At 71.4% G+C, this 15,118-nt stretch carries 8 protein-coding genes and 2 pseudogenes; 8 read left to right on the top strand and 2 right to left on the bottom strand.

What is annotated here, in order from left to right:
- Positions 1-117 precede the first annotated feature (117 nt).
- Genes ABZW18_RS04975 through ABZW18_RS04965 form a run of 3 tightly spaced genes read left to right on the top strand, consistent with a single transcriptional unit; the run spans position 118 to position 3,742 of the window.
- Positions 118-1,884, top strand: coding sequence for an NAD(P)/FAD-dependent oxidoreductase (locus tag ABZW18_RS04975; protein WP_356182208.1), 1,767 nt, complete (start codon positions 118-120; stop codon positions 1,882-1,884).
- A complete protein-coding gene (locus ABZW18_RS04970) occupies positions 1,881-2,855 on the top strand; it encodes an alpha/beta hydrolase (RefSeq protein ID WP_356182205.1) in 975 nt (324 codons plus the stop codon). The genes ABZW18_RS04975 and ABZW18_RS04970 overlap by 4 nt, the downstream gene beginning before the upstream one ends.
- Complete coding sequence (locus ABZW18_RS04965) at positions 2,852-3,742, top strand: SDR family oxidoreductase (protein WP_356182203.1); 891 nt, start codon at positions 2,852-2,854, stop codon at positions 3,740-3,742. Before ABZW18_RS04970 ends, ABZW18_RS04965 begins: the two co-directional genes overlap by 4 nt.
- A gap of 60 nt (positions 3,743-3,802) precedes the next feature.
- Here ABZW18_RS04965 and ABZW18_RS04960 read toward each other — a convergent pair whose 3' ends face one another.
- Positions 3,803-7,312 (bottom strand): S41 family peptidase, encoded by a 3,510-nt coding sequence (locus ABZW18_RS04960; protein ID WP_356182200.1) that lies wholly within the window; start codon positions 7,310-7,312, stop codon positions 3,803-3,805.
- A gap of 178 nt (positions 7,313-7,490) precedes the next feature.
- Between ABZW18_RS04960 and ABZW18_RS04955 the strand changes: the two genes are divergently transcribed.
- Together ABZW18_RS04955 and ABZW18_RS04950 are read left to right on the top strand one after the other, a co-directional pair.
- On the top strand, positions 7,491-8,093 hold the full coding sequence (locus ABZW18_RS04955; RefSeq protein WP_356182198.1) for a TetR/AcrR family transcriptional regulator: 603 nt from the start codon (positions 7,491-7,493) through the stop codon (positions 8,091-8,093).
- A 129-nt stretch (positions 8,094-8,222) separates the two neighbouring features.
- Positions 8,223-10,439, top strand: a complete 2,217-nt coding sequence (locus ABZW18_RS04950; RefSeq protein WP_356182196.1) for an MMPL family transporter — start codon at positions 8,223-8,225, stop codon at positions 10,437-10,439.
- Between the two features lie 296 nt (positions 10,440-10,735).
- On the opposite strand, the gene ABZW18_RS04945 is transcribed toward ABZW18_RS04950, so the two are convergent.
- Positions 10,736-12,763, bottom strand: coding sequence for an MDR family MFS transporter (locus tag ABZW18_RS04945; RefSeq protein WP_356182193.1), 2,028 nt, complete (start codon positions 12,761-12,763; stop codon positions 10,736-10,738).
- Positions 12,764-12,953: 190 nt separating this feature from the next.
- Here ABZW18_RS04945 and ABZW18_RS04940 point away from each other — a divergent pair.
- From ABZW18_RS04940 to cbiQ, 3 genes and pseudogenes are all read left to right on the top strand, one after another.
- Positions 12,954-13,649: pseudogene (locus ABZW18_RS04940) on the top strand (energy-coupling factor ABC transporter permease); the annotation flags it as partial.
- 380 nt (positions 13,650-14,029) lie between these two features.
- Positions 14,030-14,335, top strand: a pseudogene (locus tag ABZW18_RS04935) (PDGLE domain-containing protein); the annotation flags it as partial.
- Positions 14,335-15,096, top strand: a complete 762-nt coding sequence (gene cbiQ / locus ABZW18_RS04930) for a cobalt ECF transporter T component CbiQ (RefSeq protein ID WP_356182190.1) — start codon at positions 14,335-14,337, stop codon at positions 15,094-15,096. The pseudogene ABZW18_RS04935 and the gene cbiQ, both read left to right, overlap by 1 nt.
- The last annotated feature ends 22 nt before the right edge of the window (positions 15,097-15,118 follow it).

The raw sequence follows: 15,118 nt of genomic DNA, 5'->3' as shown, positions 1-15,118 counted from the left end.
AACCTGCGCCAACTTCCCTCCGCGCAACCCCTACCCATGGGTACGTCCCTGCTCTACTCTCCCGACCATGCCAGTGATTGCTGGCGCAATTCTTCTGGAGCGCTGGGAGGCGGCGGCATGGCCGAGCAGGGACGCGAAGAGGGGCACGAGCACGTACGGGTGGCGGTGATCGGATCCGGTTTCGGCGGCCTGGGGGCCGCGGTCCGGCTGCGCCGGGCGGGCATCACCGACTTCGCCGTCCTGGAACGGGCCGGGGCGGTCGGCGGCACCTGGCGGGACAACACCTATCCCGGCTGCGCGTGCGATGTGCCGTCCCACCTCTACTCGTTCTCGTTCGCGCCCAACCCCGAGTGGCCGCGGAACTTCTCCGGACAGCCGCACATTCGCGCGTACTTGGAGCGGGTCGCCGACACCTTCGGGCTGCGTCCGCACATCCGATTCAACTCCGAGGTCCGCGGCCTGCGCTGGGACTCCGACGAGCTGCACTGGGAGATCACCACCGCGGCCGGGACGCTCACCGCCGATGTGGTCGTCTCCGCCACCGGCCCGCTCTCCGACCCCAAGATCCCCGCCATCCCGGGCCTGGACTCCTTCCCCGGCAAGGTTTTCCACTCCTCCCGCTGGGACCACGACTACGACCTGAGCGGCAAGCGGATCGCGATGATCGGCACCGGCGCCTCCGCGATCCAGATCGTGCCCTTCATCCAGCCCGCGGTGGAGAGGCTGACGCTGTTCCAGCGCACCGCGCCCTGGGTGATGCCACGCATGGACCGGAGGATCACCGGCGTCGAGCGAGTGCTGCACACCAGGCTGCCCGTGACCCGTGCGCTGCGCCGCGGACTGCTGTGGGGCATCCGCGAACTCCAGGTCAGCGCCTTCACCAAGCGGCCGAAGGAGCTGGGGCTGATCGAGGCCCTCGCCGCCTCCCATATGAAGAAGGCGATCAAGGACCCGGAGTTGCGGGCCAGGCTCACCCCGGACTACCGCATCGGCTGCAAGCGCATTCTGCTGTCCAGCGACTACTACCCCGCGCTCGCCAGGCCGAATGTCGATCTCGTTCCCTCCGGGCTGACGGAGGTCCGCGGCTCGACACTCGTGGCCGCGGACGGCACCGAGACCGAGGCCGACGCGATCGTCTTCGGCACCGGCTTCCGCGTCACCGACATGCCGATCACGGAGCGGGTCACCGGCTCGGAGGGCACCACGCTGGCGGAGGAGTGGAAGGACGGGATGGAGGCACTGCGCGGTACGAGCGCGGCAGGCTTCCCCAACTTCCTCACCATCATCGGGCCCAACACCGGGCTCGGGAACAGCTCGATGATTCTCATGATCGAGGCTCAGTTGAACTACATGGTCGACTTCATGAAGCAGCTCGACACCCTGGGCGGAAAGGTCGCCCTCGACGCCCGGCCATCGGCCGTGCACGCCTGGAACCGGGGGATCCAGGAACGGATGCGGCGCACGGTCTGGAACACCGGCGGCTGCGACAGCTGGTATCTGGACGCGAACGGCCGCAATACGACGGTCTGGCCCGGGACGACGGGCGAATTCCGCAGGGTGACGCGGCGGGTGGACCTCGCGGAGTACGCGGTGCTGCGGGCGCGGCGGGGCAGCGGGTCCGCTGTGGCCGCTCCCAGCGGGACGGGCGAGGAGCGGGTCACAGAGACGTCGGTCGACAGCCACCTCGCGGCGGTCACGGCGGCCGCCCCGACAACGCGTACGGCAGCCGGTCCGACATCGGGTACGGCAGTCGGTCCGACAACGCGTACGGCAGCCGGCCCGACATCGGGTACTGCGGCGGGTCCGACCGCCGATACGGCATCGGGTACGGCGTCCGGCCCGGCCGCCGTGGAACCCGCCGATGCTGCGGAGGGAGCCCGATGAGCCGCCTCCTCAAGCGCACCGCGGCCGTGATCGCGCCGCCGGCGCCGGCCCGCGAGCTGACCGCCACCTCCGCCGACGGCTCCCGGCTGCACATCGAGGTCCACGGTGCCGACAGCGCGCCGGCCGTCGTCCTGGTGCACGGCTGGACCTGCTCGATCGCCTTCTGGGCCCCGGTCGTCCGCGCGCTGGCCGCCGACCACAAGGTGATCGTCTACGACCAGCGGGGCCACGGCCGCAGCCCGGCCCCGGGCCCCGGCGGCTACAGCACGCCCGCGCTCGCCGACGACGTGGAGGCGGTACTCGTCGCCGCACTCGCGCCCGGCGAGCGGGCCGTGCTCGCCGGGCATTCCATGGGAGGTATGGCCCTCATGGCCGCCGCAGACCGGGACGCCCTCCGGGAGCGCACAGCAGCCGTACTGCTGTGCAGCACCGGCAGTTCGAGGCTGCTGGCCGACGCCATGGTCGTACCACTGCGCTCGGAGCGCCTGCGTGGGCGGGTGCACCGCGCCATCCTCGGCTCGCGCGCCCCCCTCGGCCCGGTCACGCCCCTCGCGAAGCGGATCCTCAAGTACGCGACGATGGGCCCCGGTTCGTCGCCGGACGTGGTGGAGGCGTGCGCCCGTATCGTGCACGCTTGCCCGCGCGCCGTACGCGCCGACTGGGCGCATGTCCTCGCCGAGCTCGATGTGGAGCGGAACATCGAGCATTTGACCGTGCCGACGGCGGTGATCGTGGGCACGGCCGACCGGCTCACCCCGGCCGTGCACGCTCAGCGGCTGGCCGCCGCCCTGCCGAACTGCGCCGGCCTGACGGAACTTCCCGGGCTGGGCCATATGACGCCCGTGGAGGCGCCGGAAGCGGTCAGCGGCGCGATCAGCCGGCTCGTACGGGACCACCTCACGGCCACCCCCGCGCCCGCCCCCGCAGAACAGTCCGCGAAGACCGGGAAGATCAAGGAGGAGACGCCGTGAGCGCACGCAGGAGTTTGGAGGGCCAGGTCGCGGTGGTGACCGGCGCGGCACGCGGCGTCGGCGAGCTGCTCGCCCGCAAACTCGCCGCCCGCGGAGCGAGGATCGCGCTGATCGGTCTGGAGCCGGAGGAGCTGAAGCAGGTCTCGGACCGGCTGCCCACCGATTCCGCCCACTGGCCCGCGGACGTCACCGACGTCGAGACCATGGAGCGGGTGGCGCGGGAGGTCCACGAGCGCTTCGGCAAGGTCGACATCGTCGTCGCCAACGCGGGTGTGGCGCAGGGCGGTCCGTTCGCCGATTCCGACGCCCGCACCTGGAACCGGGTCGTCGAGGTCAACCTGCTGGGCAGCGCCACCACCGCCCGTGCCTTCCTGCCCGTTCTGCTGGAGAGCCGCGGCTACCTGCTGCAGATCGCCTCGCTCGCCGCGATCACCCCCGCACCGCTGATGACCGCCTACTGCGCGTCAAAGTCGGGCGTCGAGGCGTACGCCCACTGTTTGCGCGCCGAGGTCGGGCACAAGGGCGTGAAGGTCGGCGTGGGGTACCTGAGCTGGACCGACACCGACATGGTGCGCGGCGCCGACGAGGACGAGGTGATGCGCGAGCTGCGGCAGCGGCTTCCCTGGCCGTCCAACCGCACCTACCCGCTGGGCCCGGCCGTCGACCGGATCGTCACGGGCATCGAGCGGCGCTCCTCGCATGTGTACGCGCAGTGGTGGCTGCGGGGCATGCAGGCGGTCCGCGGCTGTCTGCCGGGGCTCATCGGGACGATCGGGCAGCGCGAGATGCGGCACTTCGAACCGCGGCTGGCGGCCGGCCGGGAGGCGCGCACCGGGCTGGTGGGTGCCGGGGGAGCGGCGGACGAGAAGTCCCGGGCGGAGCAGTAGCTCCGCTCAACTGCCGCAACGGCAGGAGCCCACTCACATGCCGCCGCGGCATTGGTCCGCTCAACTGCCGCCGCGCGGCGGCAGTTCGGGGCGGCGCAGGTCCGGCACGTCCGAATAGTCGGGCGGGCTCGTGGCGGGGTGCCGCTTCAGCAGCTCCAGCGCGGCGTCCACCGCGTCGTCGAGCTGCTTGTGGCGGCCCTCCGCCCAGTCGAGCGGCGTACGGTCCACCTCGATGTCCGGTGCGACGCCGTGGTTCTCCACCCCCCACCCGTAGCCCTCGAACCAGGCGGCGTTCATCGGTACGGTGATGACCGTGCCGTCGCCGAGCCGGTGCCGCCCCGTCATCCCCACCACCCCGCCCCACGTCCGCAGCCCCACCACAGGGCCCAGGCCGAGCAGTTTGAAAGCCGCCGTGATCATGTCGCCGTCGGAGGAGGTCATTTCGTCCGCGAGCGCGACGATCGGGCCGCGCGGCGCGTTGGAGGCGTACGACACCGGTTGGGCGTCCCGCGTCAGGTCCCAGCCGAGGATGGTCCGGGTGAGCTTCTCGACGACCAACTCACTGATGTTGCCGCCCGCGTTTCCGCGTACGTCCACGATCAGCGCCTCCCGGGCCATCTCCATCCGCAGATCGCGGTTGAACTGGGCCCAGCCCGAGCCGCCCATGTCGGGGATGTGCAGATAACCGCATCTGCCGCCGCTGCACTCCCGTACGACCTCCCGGCGCTTGGCCACCCAGTCCTGGTAGCGCAGTGGCCGTTCGTCGATCAACGGCACGATCGCGATCCGGCGGGCGTGTCCTTCCCCCTCGGTGTCCGAAGGGGCTGCGGGGTCTTCGCCGGAAGGGGGCCCGGCGGCGGGGGGCTGGGTGAAGGCCAGTTCCACTGTGGTGCCGCCGGCCCCCGCCAGCAGCGGATACGGCCCGGTCACCGGGTCCACCGGCCGCCCGTCGACATGGGTGAGGACCGCGCCCTCCCGGATGCCCGCTCCCGCGAGCGGCGAGCGCGCCCGGGAGTCGGAGGACTCGCCGGGCAGAATGCGGGCCACGGCCCACCGGCCGTCCCTGGTGTGCACGAAGTTGACGCCCAGCAGACCGATCGGCCGCTGGTAGTGCGCCGGGCCCTCGTTGCGCCGGGAGGGTACGACGTACGCGTGCGAGGTGCCCAGCTCGCCCAGCACCTCGCGCAGCAGATCGGCGAACTCGTCGGGGGAGGCGACCCGTTCGACCAGCGGCCGGTACTGTTCCAGCACCGCGTCCCAGTCGACCCCGCACATCCTCGGATCCCAGTAGTACGTCCGCACGATCCGCCCCGCCTCGGCGTACGCCTGCCGCCACTCCGCCCCCGGGTCCACCTCGTGCAGGATGCGCCGCAGGTCGAGATGGACCGTCGAGTCGGTGTCGCCGGTCTCGGTCGCAGGGACCGCCGTCAGATCGCCCTCGTCGTTGACGACCAGCCGCGTGCCGTCGCCGCTGACCGCGAACCGGTCGAGATGGCTGACCAGTTCGGTGCGCCTGGCCTTCGCCACGTCGAAGTGCTCCAGCGTCGGCTGCCCCGTCGTGTCCGCGGGATTGGCGAACGTCTCGCCGAGCGCACCCGAGATCGGCCAGCGCAGCCACACCAGGCCGCCGCCGCTGACCGGCTGGAGTGACGAGTACTTGGAGGCGGCGACGGGGAAGGGCGTCACACGGCTGGGCAGGCCCTCGACCTCCACCGTCACATGCCCTTCGCCGCCTCCCGCGCCGGTGCCGGAGGGCAGGGGGATGCTCTCCGGGTCGAGCCCCCCGGCGGCGGGGCGGCCCTCCGCCGACAGGGCGAAGGGCGACGGGGTGGCCGAGGACAGCGGTACCAGATACGGGCGGCAGCCCAGCGGGAAGGACAGATCGCCGGTGTGCACGTCGTAGACGGGGTCGAAGCCGCGCCAGGAGAGGAAGGCGAGATAGCGGCCGTCACGGGTGAACACCGGCTGCTCGTCCTCGAAGCGGCCGGCCGTCACGTCGATGATCGTGCGGTCCGCGAGCCGCGCCATCCTGATCCGGCGCAGTGTGCGGCCGATGCCCGGGTGGGACCAGGTGATCCACTCCGAGTCGGGGGAGAAGGCGAGGTCTCCGACCGGCCCGTTGTCCGACCGGACCAGCTCGGTGACCTCCGCGCGGCCCGCACCGTCGCCATCGTTCCCGCCGCCCCCGCTGTCCTTGCCGTCACCGCCGTCACCGCCGCCACCGCCCCCACCGCCGCTCTCCTCCCGAGCCTCGCCGGGCACGGTGGCGGCGCCGGTGTCGGTGCCGGATGCGCTGCCGGTGGTCTCGGGCTGCACGGTGTCGTCGCCCGGCACGGTCAGCAGCAGCAGCCGCCCGTCGTGCGCGGCGACGGCCAGCCGCTCGCCGTCCGACGAGGCGACCAACTCGTGGACCCGGCCTATCCGCCCGGCCGCGATCCGCCGCGGCTCGCGCGTCCCGCCGGCCCGCGGCAGATCGGCGAGCTCCACCGCGTCCTCGCCCTCCGCGTCCGTCACGTAGGCGACCTGACCTCGGGCGCCGAGCATCACCGGGAGCCGGATCCGTACGCCCGGGGTGTCGGTGATCGTACGAGCCGGGCCGTCGCGGTGGGTCAGCCAGTAGAGGCTGCCGCGTACGCACACCGCGCTCGCGCGCCCGGTGTCGTCGACGGAGAGCGAGTCGACATGTGCGGCGGCCGGGATCTGGTACCGGCGCCGCCCGGCGCGCGGACCGCCGAGCCGGACCTGAAGCTTCCGCGGCACGCCGGAGGCCGAGAAGTCCTCGGCGAGCCACAGCTCGCCCGCGCACTGGTAGACGACCCGGGTGCCGTCGGTCGCCGCGTGCCGGGCGTAGAACTCGTCATGGTCGGTGTGCCGCCGCAGCCCGGAGCCGTCGGGCAGGCAGGAGTAGAGATTTCCGGTGCCCTCGTGGTCGGAGAGGAAGGCGATCCGGCCGCCGACGAACATCGGGCAGTCCAGATGTCCGCGCAGATCCGGCAGCAGCCGCTCACCGTGCAGGAACATCCTGCCCGTCGCGCCGCCCCGGTAGCGCTTCCAGGCCGCGGGCTCGTGCGGCGGCTTGCCGGTGAGCAGCAGGGTCCGGTGCTCACCGCCGACATCGGCGACCGCGATGTCGGAGAGCGGGCCCCAGGGCAGCCGTCCGCCCGGACTGCCGTCGGTGGGCACCTTGTAGCCCCAGGAGTAGTACGAGAACGGCTGGCCGTGCGATCCCACCGCGAGGATCCAGGAGGTGCCGTCGTCCTCCGGGGGCGTCCAGCCGCAGACCCGGGTGTCGGTGCTGCCCCAGTAGGTGAGGCGGCGCGCGGGACCGCCGTCGACCGGAGCGAGATGGATCTCCGGGTCCAGGCTGCGCCAGGTGGTGAAGGCGATCTGCGTCCCGTCGGGGGAGAAGCGGGGATGGCCGACCCGGGTCCGGTCGACGGTCAGCCGCCAGGCCCGCTCGGGGGTGACACCCTCATCGGCGACGGGCGCCAGCCACAGATCGTCCTCGGCCGCGAAGCACAGCAGCCCCTCGTGGAGGTGCGGAAACCGGAGATACGCGCCATCACTCACCTCATCCATGTTTCGGCCGCGCCCAGGGGGCGGCAACTCGTGGCGCAGAGCACACCCACTCCTCATCGAAACGATTGCGTTTCGTTCGGACCCGGGCCTAGGCTGCTGCTGTACGAAACCGTTTCGTTCGCACCATGCGCAGAGTCGCGGAGCCGCAGAGTTCGCAGAGGAGGCCGGAATGACGGACGGCAAGACCCCACGCCCGACTGCCCGGCGCACCCGCCTCACCCCGGAGCGGGAGAGCGAGCTGTACGCGGCCGTGCTCGAACTGCTGCGGGAGCAGGGCTACGAGGCGCTGACCATGGACGCCGTGGCGGCCCGTACCCGCTCCAGCAAGGCCACCCTCTACCGCCAGTGGAAGGGCAAGCCGGAGCTGGTCGCCACCGCTCTGCGGCACACCGGGCCGGTGCCTCTCGAGGACATCGACACCGGCACCCTGCGGGGAGATCTGCAGCAGATGGTGCGCTGTTCCGACGACATCCAGATGGAGAAGGACACCGCCCTGCTGCGCGGGCTCGCCCACGCGGTCTACCAGAACCCGGACCTCCACCAGGCGCTGCGTGAGCTGTTGATCGAGCCCGAGACCGCCGGGTACCACGCGATGCTGCAGCGCGCCGTCGCCCGCGGAGAACTCCCCGCTGGAGCACCCGCGTTGGAGTTCGTGCCGCACATGCTCATCGGCGCCTTCGTGGCCCGGCCACTGATCGAGGACCGGCCGGTGGACTCCGATTACCTCGACCGATTCATCAACGCCGTGGTCCTCCCCGCCCTCGGCGTCTGACCCCACCCCGACCCCACCCCACCTACCACCCAGCAAACAAGCAAGCCCGCCCGATGCGCCGCTCTCGTCGTCGGGTCGGCACCGCACACCCTTTTTTGACCCTCGACCTCACGGGAGCACACCCCCCTCATGGCCACCTTCCTCTACAAACTGGGCCGGTTCGCCTTCCGGCGGCGTCGGTTCGTCGCCCTGATATGGGTGGCGCTGCTGGCAGCCGTCGGCTTCGGCGCCGCCACCGCCCCCACCGCGACCTCCAACTCCTTCTCCGTCCCGGGCACCGAGGCTCAGAAAGCCTTCGACTTGCTGGACCAGCGCTTTCCGGGTGTCAACGCCGACGGCGCCACGGCCCGTGTGGTCTTCACGTCCGCGGACGGCGAGAAGATGACCGACCCGGCCAACAAGGCGGCCGCCCGCCAGGTCGTCGGCGAGCTCGAGTCCGGCGCGCAGGTCGGCCATGTCACCGACCCGTATCGCGTCAAGGCCATCAGCAAGGACGGCACCACCGCGTACGCCCAGGTCTCGTACAAGGTTTCCGGCTTCGAGCTGGAGGAGTCCGCCCGGGACGCGCTGAAGGAGGCCGGCCAGGACGGGCGCGACAAGGGGCTCACCGTCGAGATCGGCGGTGACGCGCTCCAGGCCGTGCCCGAGTCAGGGGCCAGTGAGGTCATCGGCATCGCGGTCTCCGCGGTCGTCCTCGTCATCACCTTCGGCTCGTTGGCCGCGGCGGGAATGCCGCTGCTCACCGCGCTGATCGGCGTCGGCATCGGCGTCTCCTCGATCACGGCGCTCAGCAGCGCGCTGGACCTGTCCAGCACGACCGCCACCCTGGCGACGATGATCGGCCTGGCGGTCGGAATCGACTACGCGCTCTTCATCGTCTCCCGCTACCGGGCCGAGCTGACCGAAGGCCGGGAGTGCGAGGAAGCCGCAGGACGGGCCGTCGGCACGGCCGGCTCCGCGGTGGTCTTCGCCGGACTCACCGTCGTCATCGCGCTCGTCGGACTCGCCGTCGTCAACATCCCGATGCTGACCAAGATGGGCCTGGCCGCGGCCGGTACGGTCGCCATCGCCGTTCTCATCGCCCTCACCATGATCCCCGCGCTTCTCGGCTTCGCGGGACAGCGCGTACTGGGCCGCAAGGCCCGTAGGAGCGACTCCCCGCGGACCGGGGAGAAGCCGAACATGGGCACCCGCTGGGCGCGGTTCGTGCTGCGCCGCCCGGTGCCGGTGCTGCTGGCGGCCGTGGCCGGGCTCGGCGTGGTCGCCGTACCGGCCTCCTCGCTGGAGCTGGGGCTGCCGGACGACGGCTCGCAGCCGACCAGCACCACGCAGCGCAAGGCGTACGACATGCTGGGCGACTCCTTCGGCCCGGGCTTCAACGGACCGCTGATGCTGGCGGTGGACGCCAAGGGCAGCGACGACGCCAAGGCCGCGGCCCGGCACGTGGCGAAGACCGTCTCCGGCCTCGACGGCGTCGCGGTCGTCACCCCGGCCACCTTCAACAAGGCCGGTGACACGGCGATGCTGACGGTGATCCCGGACTCCAAGCCGAGCAGCCTGGAGACCGAGGACCTGGTCACGGACATCCGGAACGCCTCGCCGCACATCGAGTCCGACACCGGCTCCAAGGTCCTGGTGACCGGCACCACCGCGATGAACATCGATGTCTCCCAGAAACTCAACGACGCCCTGCTGCCCTATCTGGCGCTCGTCGTCGGCCTGGCCTTCCTGCTGCTGATGGTGGTCTTCCGCTCCATCCTGGTCCCGCTGAAGGCGGCGCTCGGCTTCCTGCTCTCGGTGGTCGCCGCACTGGGCGCGGTCGTCGCGGTCTTCCAATGGGGCTGGCTGGCCGATGTGTTCGGTGTCGAGCAGACCGGGCCGATCATGAGCATGATGCCGATCTTCATGATCGGTGTCGTCTTCGGCCTCGCGATGGACTACGAGGTCTTCCTGGTGACGCGGATGCGTGAGGCGTACGTCCACGGGGAGCGGCCCGGCCAGGCGGTCGTCACCGGTTTCCAGCACGGCGCGCGGGTCGTCACCGCGGCCGCCGTCATCATGATCAGCGTCTTCGCGGGCTTCATCGGCTCGTCCGAGTCGATGGTCAAGATGATCGGCTTCGGCCTGGCCGTCGCGGTCGCCTTCGACGCCTTCGTGGTCCGTATGGCGATCGTCCCCGCAGTGCTCGCACTGCTCGGCAAGTCGGCGTGGTGGCTGCCCCGCCGGCTCGACAAAGCGCTGCCGAACGTGGATGTCGAGGGCGAACAGCTCCAGAAGCAGCTGCCCTCGGACGCGCCGGAAGCCGCCGGCGAAACGGACCCGGACCACGAATTCACCCGGGTCTGACACGGACGCCGGGGGCGCGCAGAGCGGACGCGCGACCCCCCGGCCGGCGCCGCCTCGTGGGGACGGTGAGCGGCGCAGGAGGGGGAGCCCGGCGGGGCCCCGAACAAGGGGGCTCCGCCGGGCCCTTCCGTGTCGCGGCACAGAATCGCGAGCGAGAGAGCGCGAAGGAGCGCGAAGGAGCGCGAAGGAGCGCGGGAGAGCGCGGGAGATCGGGAGAGCGACAGAGCGAACGGGGCCGGACCGCAGCGGTCCCGATTCCGACGGTGGTACGGACGGCGCCAGAGGGCTCGGTCACGTCACACAGGCGTGCGTACGTACTGCGCCTCCGCCTCCTCCAGCAGCTCGGCGGCCAGGTGGTCCAGCGCCCGGTCCAGCCGGGCCCGGTCCGCCGGGTCGCGGACGTCCCAGTCCTCCAGCCGCTCGTCGAGCCAGTGCCGCCAGGCGATGGTCAGCCGGTCGATCTCCGCCTGCCCGGCCGCGGTGAGGTGGACCAGGTCGCCGTCCCGCTCCGCATACCCGGCGGCGGTGATCCGGTCGAAGAGCGGTTCCAGCACCTCGACCGGCATCCGGTGCGCGTCGGCGATCGCGCTCAGGGACGCCTCGTCCCGGAGCCTGGCACGCCAGTGGATCTGGCCGACCGCCCAGGCCTCGTCGGGGGAGAGCGGACTGCCGCATTCGGCGAGGAGGTGCCGGCTCACCGGCCCCTGCGCCTTGCGCATCACGCTCGCCACGGCTCGTGCGAGCTGCTGGTCGGTATCCGGGGTGTCCGGCGCCGCGAAGCCCTCGCCCATGTCGGCCGCGGCGGACCGGACGCTGTCGCGCAGGGGCACTTCCTTGAGGAACCACGCCACCACGAAGCCGGTGAGAGCGACCGGGATGACCCAGAGGAAGACATCGTTGACGGTGTCGGCGTAGGCGTCGATGAACGGGGCGGCCCGCGCGTCGGGGAGCTGGTGCAGCCCCTGCGGGCTCTGCACCACGGCCTCGGGGACCCCCGGCTCCCGGAGGTGCGCCTCGTCGAGATTCGGCCCCAGCCTGCTGGTGTAGAGGCTCCCGAAGACGGCCGTGCCGAAGGCGCTGCCGAGCGTACGGAAGAAGGTGACGCCCGAGGTGGCGGCGCCCAGCTGGTGGTACGGGACCGTGTTCTGCACCGCGATGGTCAGCACCTGCATGGTCAGGCCGATGCCGAGGCCCAGCACGAACATGTAGAGGGTCTCCAGCCACGGGCCGGTGGACGCCCCCATGCCGGACATCAGCAACAGCCCGATCGCGGTGAGGCCGGTGCCGAGGATGGGGAAGATCCGGTACTTGCCGGTCCGGCTGATCACCTCCCCGGCGAGCAGAGCCGTCCCCAGCAGCCCCACGACCAGGGGCAGGGTGCGGATCCCGGACTGGGTGGCGGTGATCCCGTCCACATACTGCAGATAGGTCGGCAGATAGGTCAGCGCGCCGAGCAGCGCGAAGCCGACGATGAAGGAGAGGACCGAGCAGATCGTGAAGACGTTGCCCCGGAAGAGGTCCATCGGCAGCATCGGCTCCTGGGCCCGCCGCTCCGCGAAGACGAAACAGGTGAGGAGCACCACGGAGCAGGCCAGCAGGCCGATGATCATCGGCGACCCCCAGGGGTACGTACTGCCGGCCCACTCCAGGCCGAGGACCAGCCCGGACGAGCCGAGCGCGACGAGTGTGATGCCGAGGTAGTCGATGACGGGCCGTACAGCGGCCCGGATCACCGGGATCGTACGGGCCGCCATGACGATCATGACGAGCGCGATCGGGATGTTGATGTAGAAGCACCAGCGCCAGGTGGCGTGGTCGGTGAACACGCCACCGAGGGTCGGGCCGACGACGGTGGTGATACCGAAGATCGCGCCCAGCGCCCCCTGGTATCTGCCGCGCTGCCGCAGCGGGATGACGTCGGCGATGAGCGCCATGGCGGTGACCATCAGACCGCCGCCGCCGACACCCTGGATCGCGCGCCCGCCGATCAGCATCAGCATGCTGCCCGCCGCGCCGGCGAGGATCGAGCCCACGGCGAAGATGACCGCGCTGACCTGGAAGATGACCTTCCGGCCGAACAGGTCGCCGAATTTGCCGACGAGGACGGTCGCGACGGTCTCGGTGAGGAGATAGGCGGTGATGACCCACGCCATGTGCCCGGCGCCGCCCAGTTCCGCCACGATCGTGGGCAGTGCCGTCGAGATGATCAACTGGTCGAGGGCGGCCAGCATCAGACCGATCACGACGGTGGCGAACACGAGGTTGGTACGGCGGCGGCTCAGCGCAGGCGGGACGACGGAAGGCTCGGCGGCAGCCGTGGTCATGGCGTCGCACCTCCCGACGCGGATCGGATCCCTCCCCTCAGGATTTGGGCAGAAGGCCGGGGGCGCCACCCCTGGCCCGCTATCGCAACCCGGAAGGGGGCGCGCTTTCGCGGGCCGCACGCTCTTGCAAACGATTCGCAGGTAGCGACTATTATTGAACGGTTGACCGCAACGCAGGAGCGGAGCCGCCATGCATGTCCCCGACGGATTCATCAATGCGCCCATATCCGTGGCGACCGGTGCTGTTGCCGTCGCCGCGGTCGCCGTCAGCCTCCGCGGTGCCCGCCGCGAACTCGCGGGTGCCTCCCACGCGGAAGGCCACGGCGGAGAGCGCACCGCTCCGCTGGCCGGTCTCGTCGCGGCCTTCATTTTCGCTGTGCAGATGCTGAACTTCCCGGTCGCGGCCGGTACGAGCGGGCATTTGCTCGGCGGCGCGCTCGCCGCGATCCTCGTCGGCCCCTATACGGGGGTTCTGTGCATATCCGTCGTGCTGTTGATGCAGGGAGTGCTGTTCGCTGACGGTGGTCTCACCGCGCTCGGCGTCAACATCACCGACATGGCCGTGGTGACCGTGCTGGTCGCCTACGCCATCTTCCGCGGCCTGGTGAAGGTCCTGCCGCGCAGCCGTGGCTCGATCACGGCGGCTTCGTTCGTGGCCGCGCTGGTCTCCGTACCGGCCGCCGCCGTCGCGTTCACCGGGATCTACGCCGTCGGCGGGACCGCGGATGTGTCGATCGGCAAGGTCTTCGGGGCCATGGTCGGCGTCCACGTACTGATCGGCATCGGCGAGGCGGCGATCACCGCACTCACGGTGGGCGCGGTGGTGGCCGTCCGGCCCGACCTGGTGTACGGCGCGCACGGCCTTCAGCGGGCGCCCGAGCTGCGTACGGTCTCCCCCGTGTCCCCGGCCGAGCCCGCGGTCGCCGGGCCGAAGGGTGTCGAGCCCGCGGATGCAGAGCCCGTGGCTGCCGGGCCTGTGGATGAGGAGCCCGCCGTTCCCGGCTCCGTGGTTTCCGAAAAATCCGCGGATGCCGAGCGTGCGCCGGCTGCATCCGGTGCCGCCGCGGCTCGTTCCGCCGAGTCGAGGCGCGAGGAGGCGAGTTCCTGATGGCTCCCACCGTCCGCAGTGACGCACACCGGAACGAGCACGGGCCCGCAGAGAAGGCCGCCACCGCAGCCCCGCTGGAGGACACGACCATGGCCGCCGCCCAGGCGTCATCCGCGCCCGTCCCCGAGTCCGCCGAGCCGGCCCGGAAGCGCGTATCGCGCAGCGCAAAGGGTCTGTGGATCACCGGCCTGCTCGCGGCGCTCCTCCTCGCCGGTGGCCTCAGCTACTACGCCTCCGCCAGCCCCGACGGGCTGGAGAAGGTCGCCGCCGACCACGGCATCGACAAAGAGGCCGAGGACCACGCCGCCGAGAACTCCCCGCTCGCCGATTACCGGACCAAGGACGTCGACAATGCCCGGCTGTCCGGCGGTCTGGCCGGGGTGATCGGCGTCGGCGGGACGCTCGCCGTCGGCACCGGGGTCTTCTGGGTGATACGCCGCCGGCCCTCCCCCGACGAGGACTGATGGGAGCGGGGCACGCACACCGGCTCTACCGGCAGGGCCGGTCGCCTGTACACCGGCTCCCCCCGCACTGCAAGATCGCGGCGGTCGTCTGCTTCGTCCTGGTCGTGGTGTCCACACCGCGCGAGGCGGTCTGGGCCTTCGGGCTGTACGCCGTGCTGCTCGGGGCCGTCGCCGCGCTCGCCCGCATCCCGGCCGGCCTGCTGCTGCGGCGGCTCCTCATCGAGGTCCCCTTCGTCGCCTTCGCGGTGCTGATGCCTTTCGTCGCGGAGGGCCCGTACGTCGACGTGCTCGGCCTGTCGCTCAGCGAGTCCGGCCTCTGGGGTGCCTGGAACATCCTCGCCAAGGGCACCCTCGGCGTCGCCGCCTCCGTACTGCTCGCGTCCACCACCGAGCTGCGCTCGCTGCTGCTCGGCCTCCAGCGGCTGCGGTTGCCGCCGCTGCTCGTCCAGATCGCGTCGTTCATGATCCGCTACGGCGATGTCATCGCCGACGAGATGCGCCGGATGAAGATCGCCCGGACCTCGCGCGGCTTCGAGGCGCGGGGCGTCCGGCAGTGGGGCGTGCTGGCCAAGTCGGCCGGTGCGCTCTTCATCCGCAGTTACGAGCGGGGGGAGCGGGTGCACCTGGCGATGGTCAGCCGCGGTTACACGGGCAGCATGCCGGTGACCGACGAGGTGACGGCGACCCGCGCCCAGTGGTCGTCCGCCGCCGCCCTGCCCGCCGCGGCGCTCGCCGTCTGTCTGCTGGGATGGACCCTTTGAATCCTCCCCTCCCTATGGGGGA

It is taken from the genome of Streptomyces sp. NPDC004647 (assembly GCF_040609575.1).
Lineage (GTDB): Bacteria > Actinomycetota > Actinomycetes > Streptomycetales > Streptomycetaceae > Streptomyces.
The sequence above is the reverse complement of the archived record's forward strand: the minus strand, read 5'-3'. Positions and strand labels throughout refer to the sequence as shown.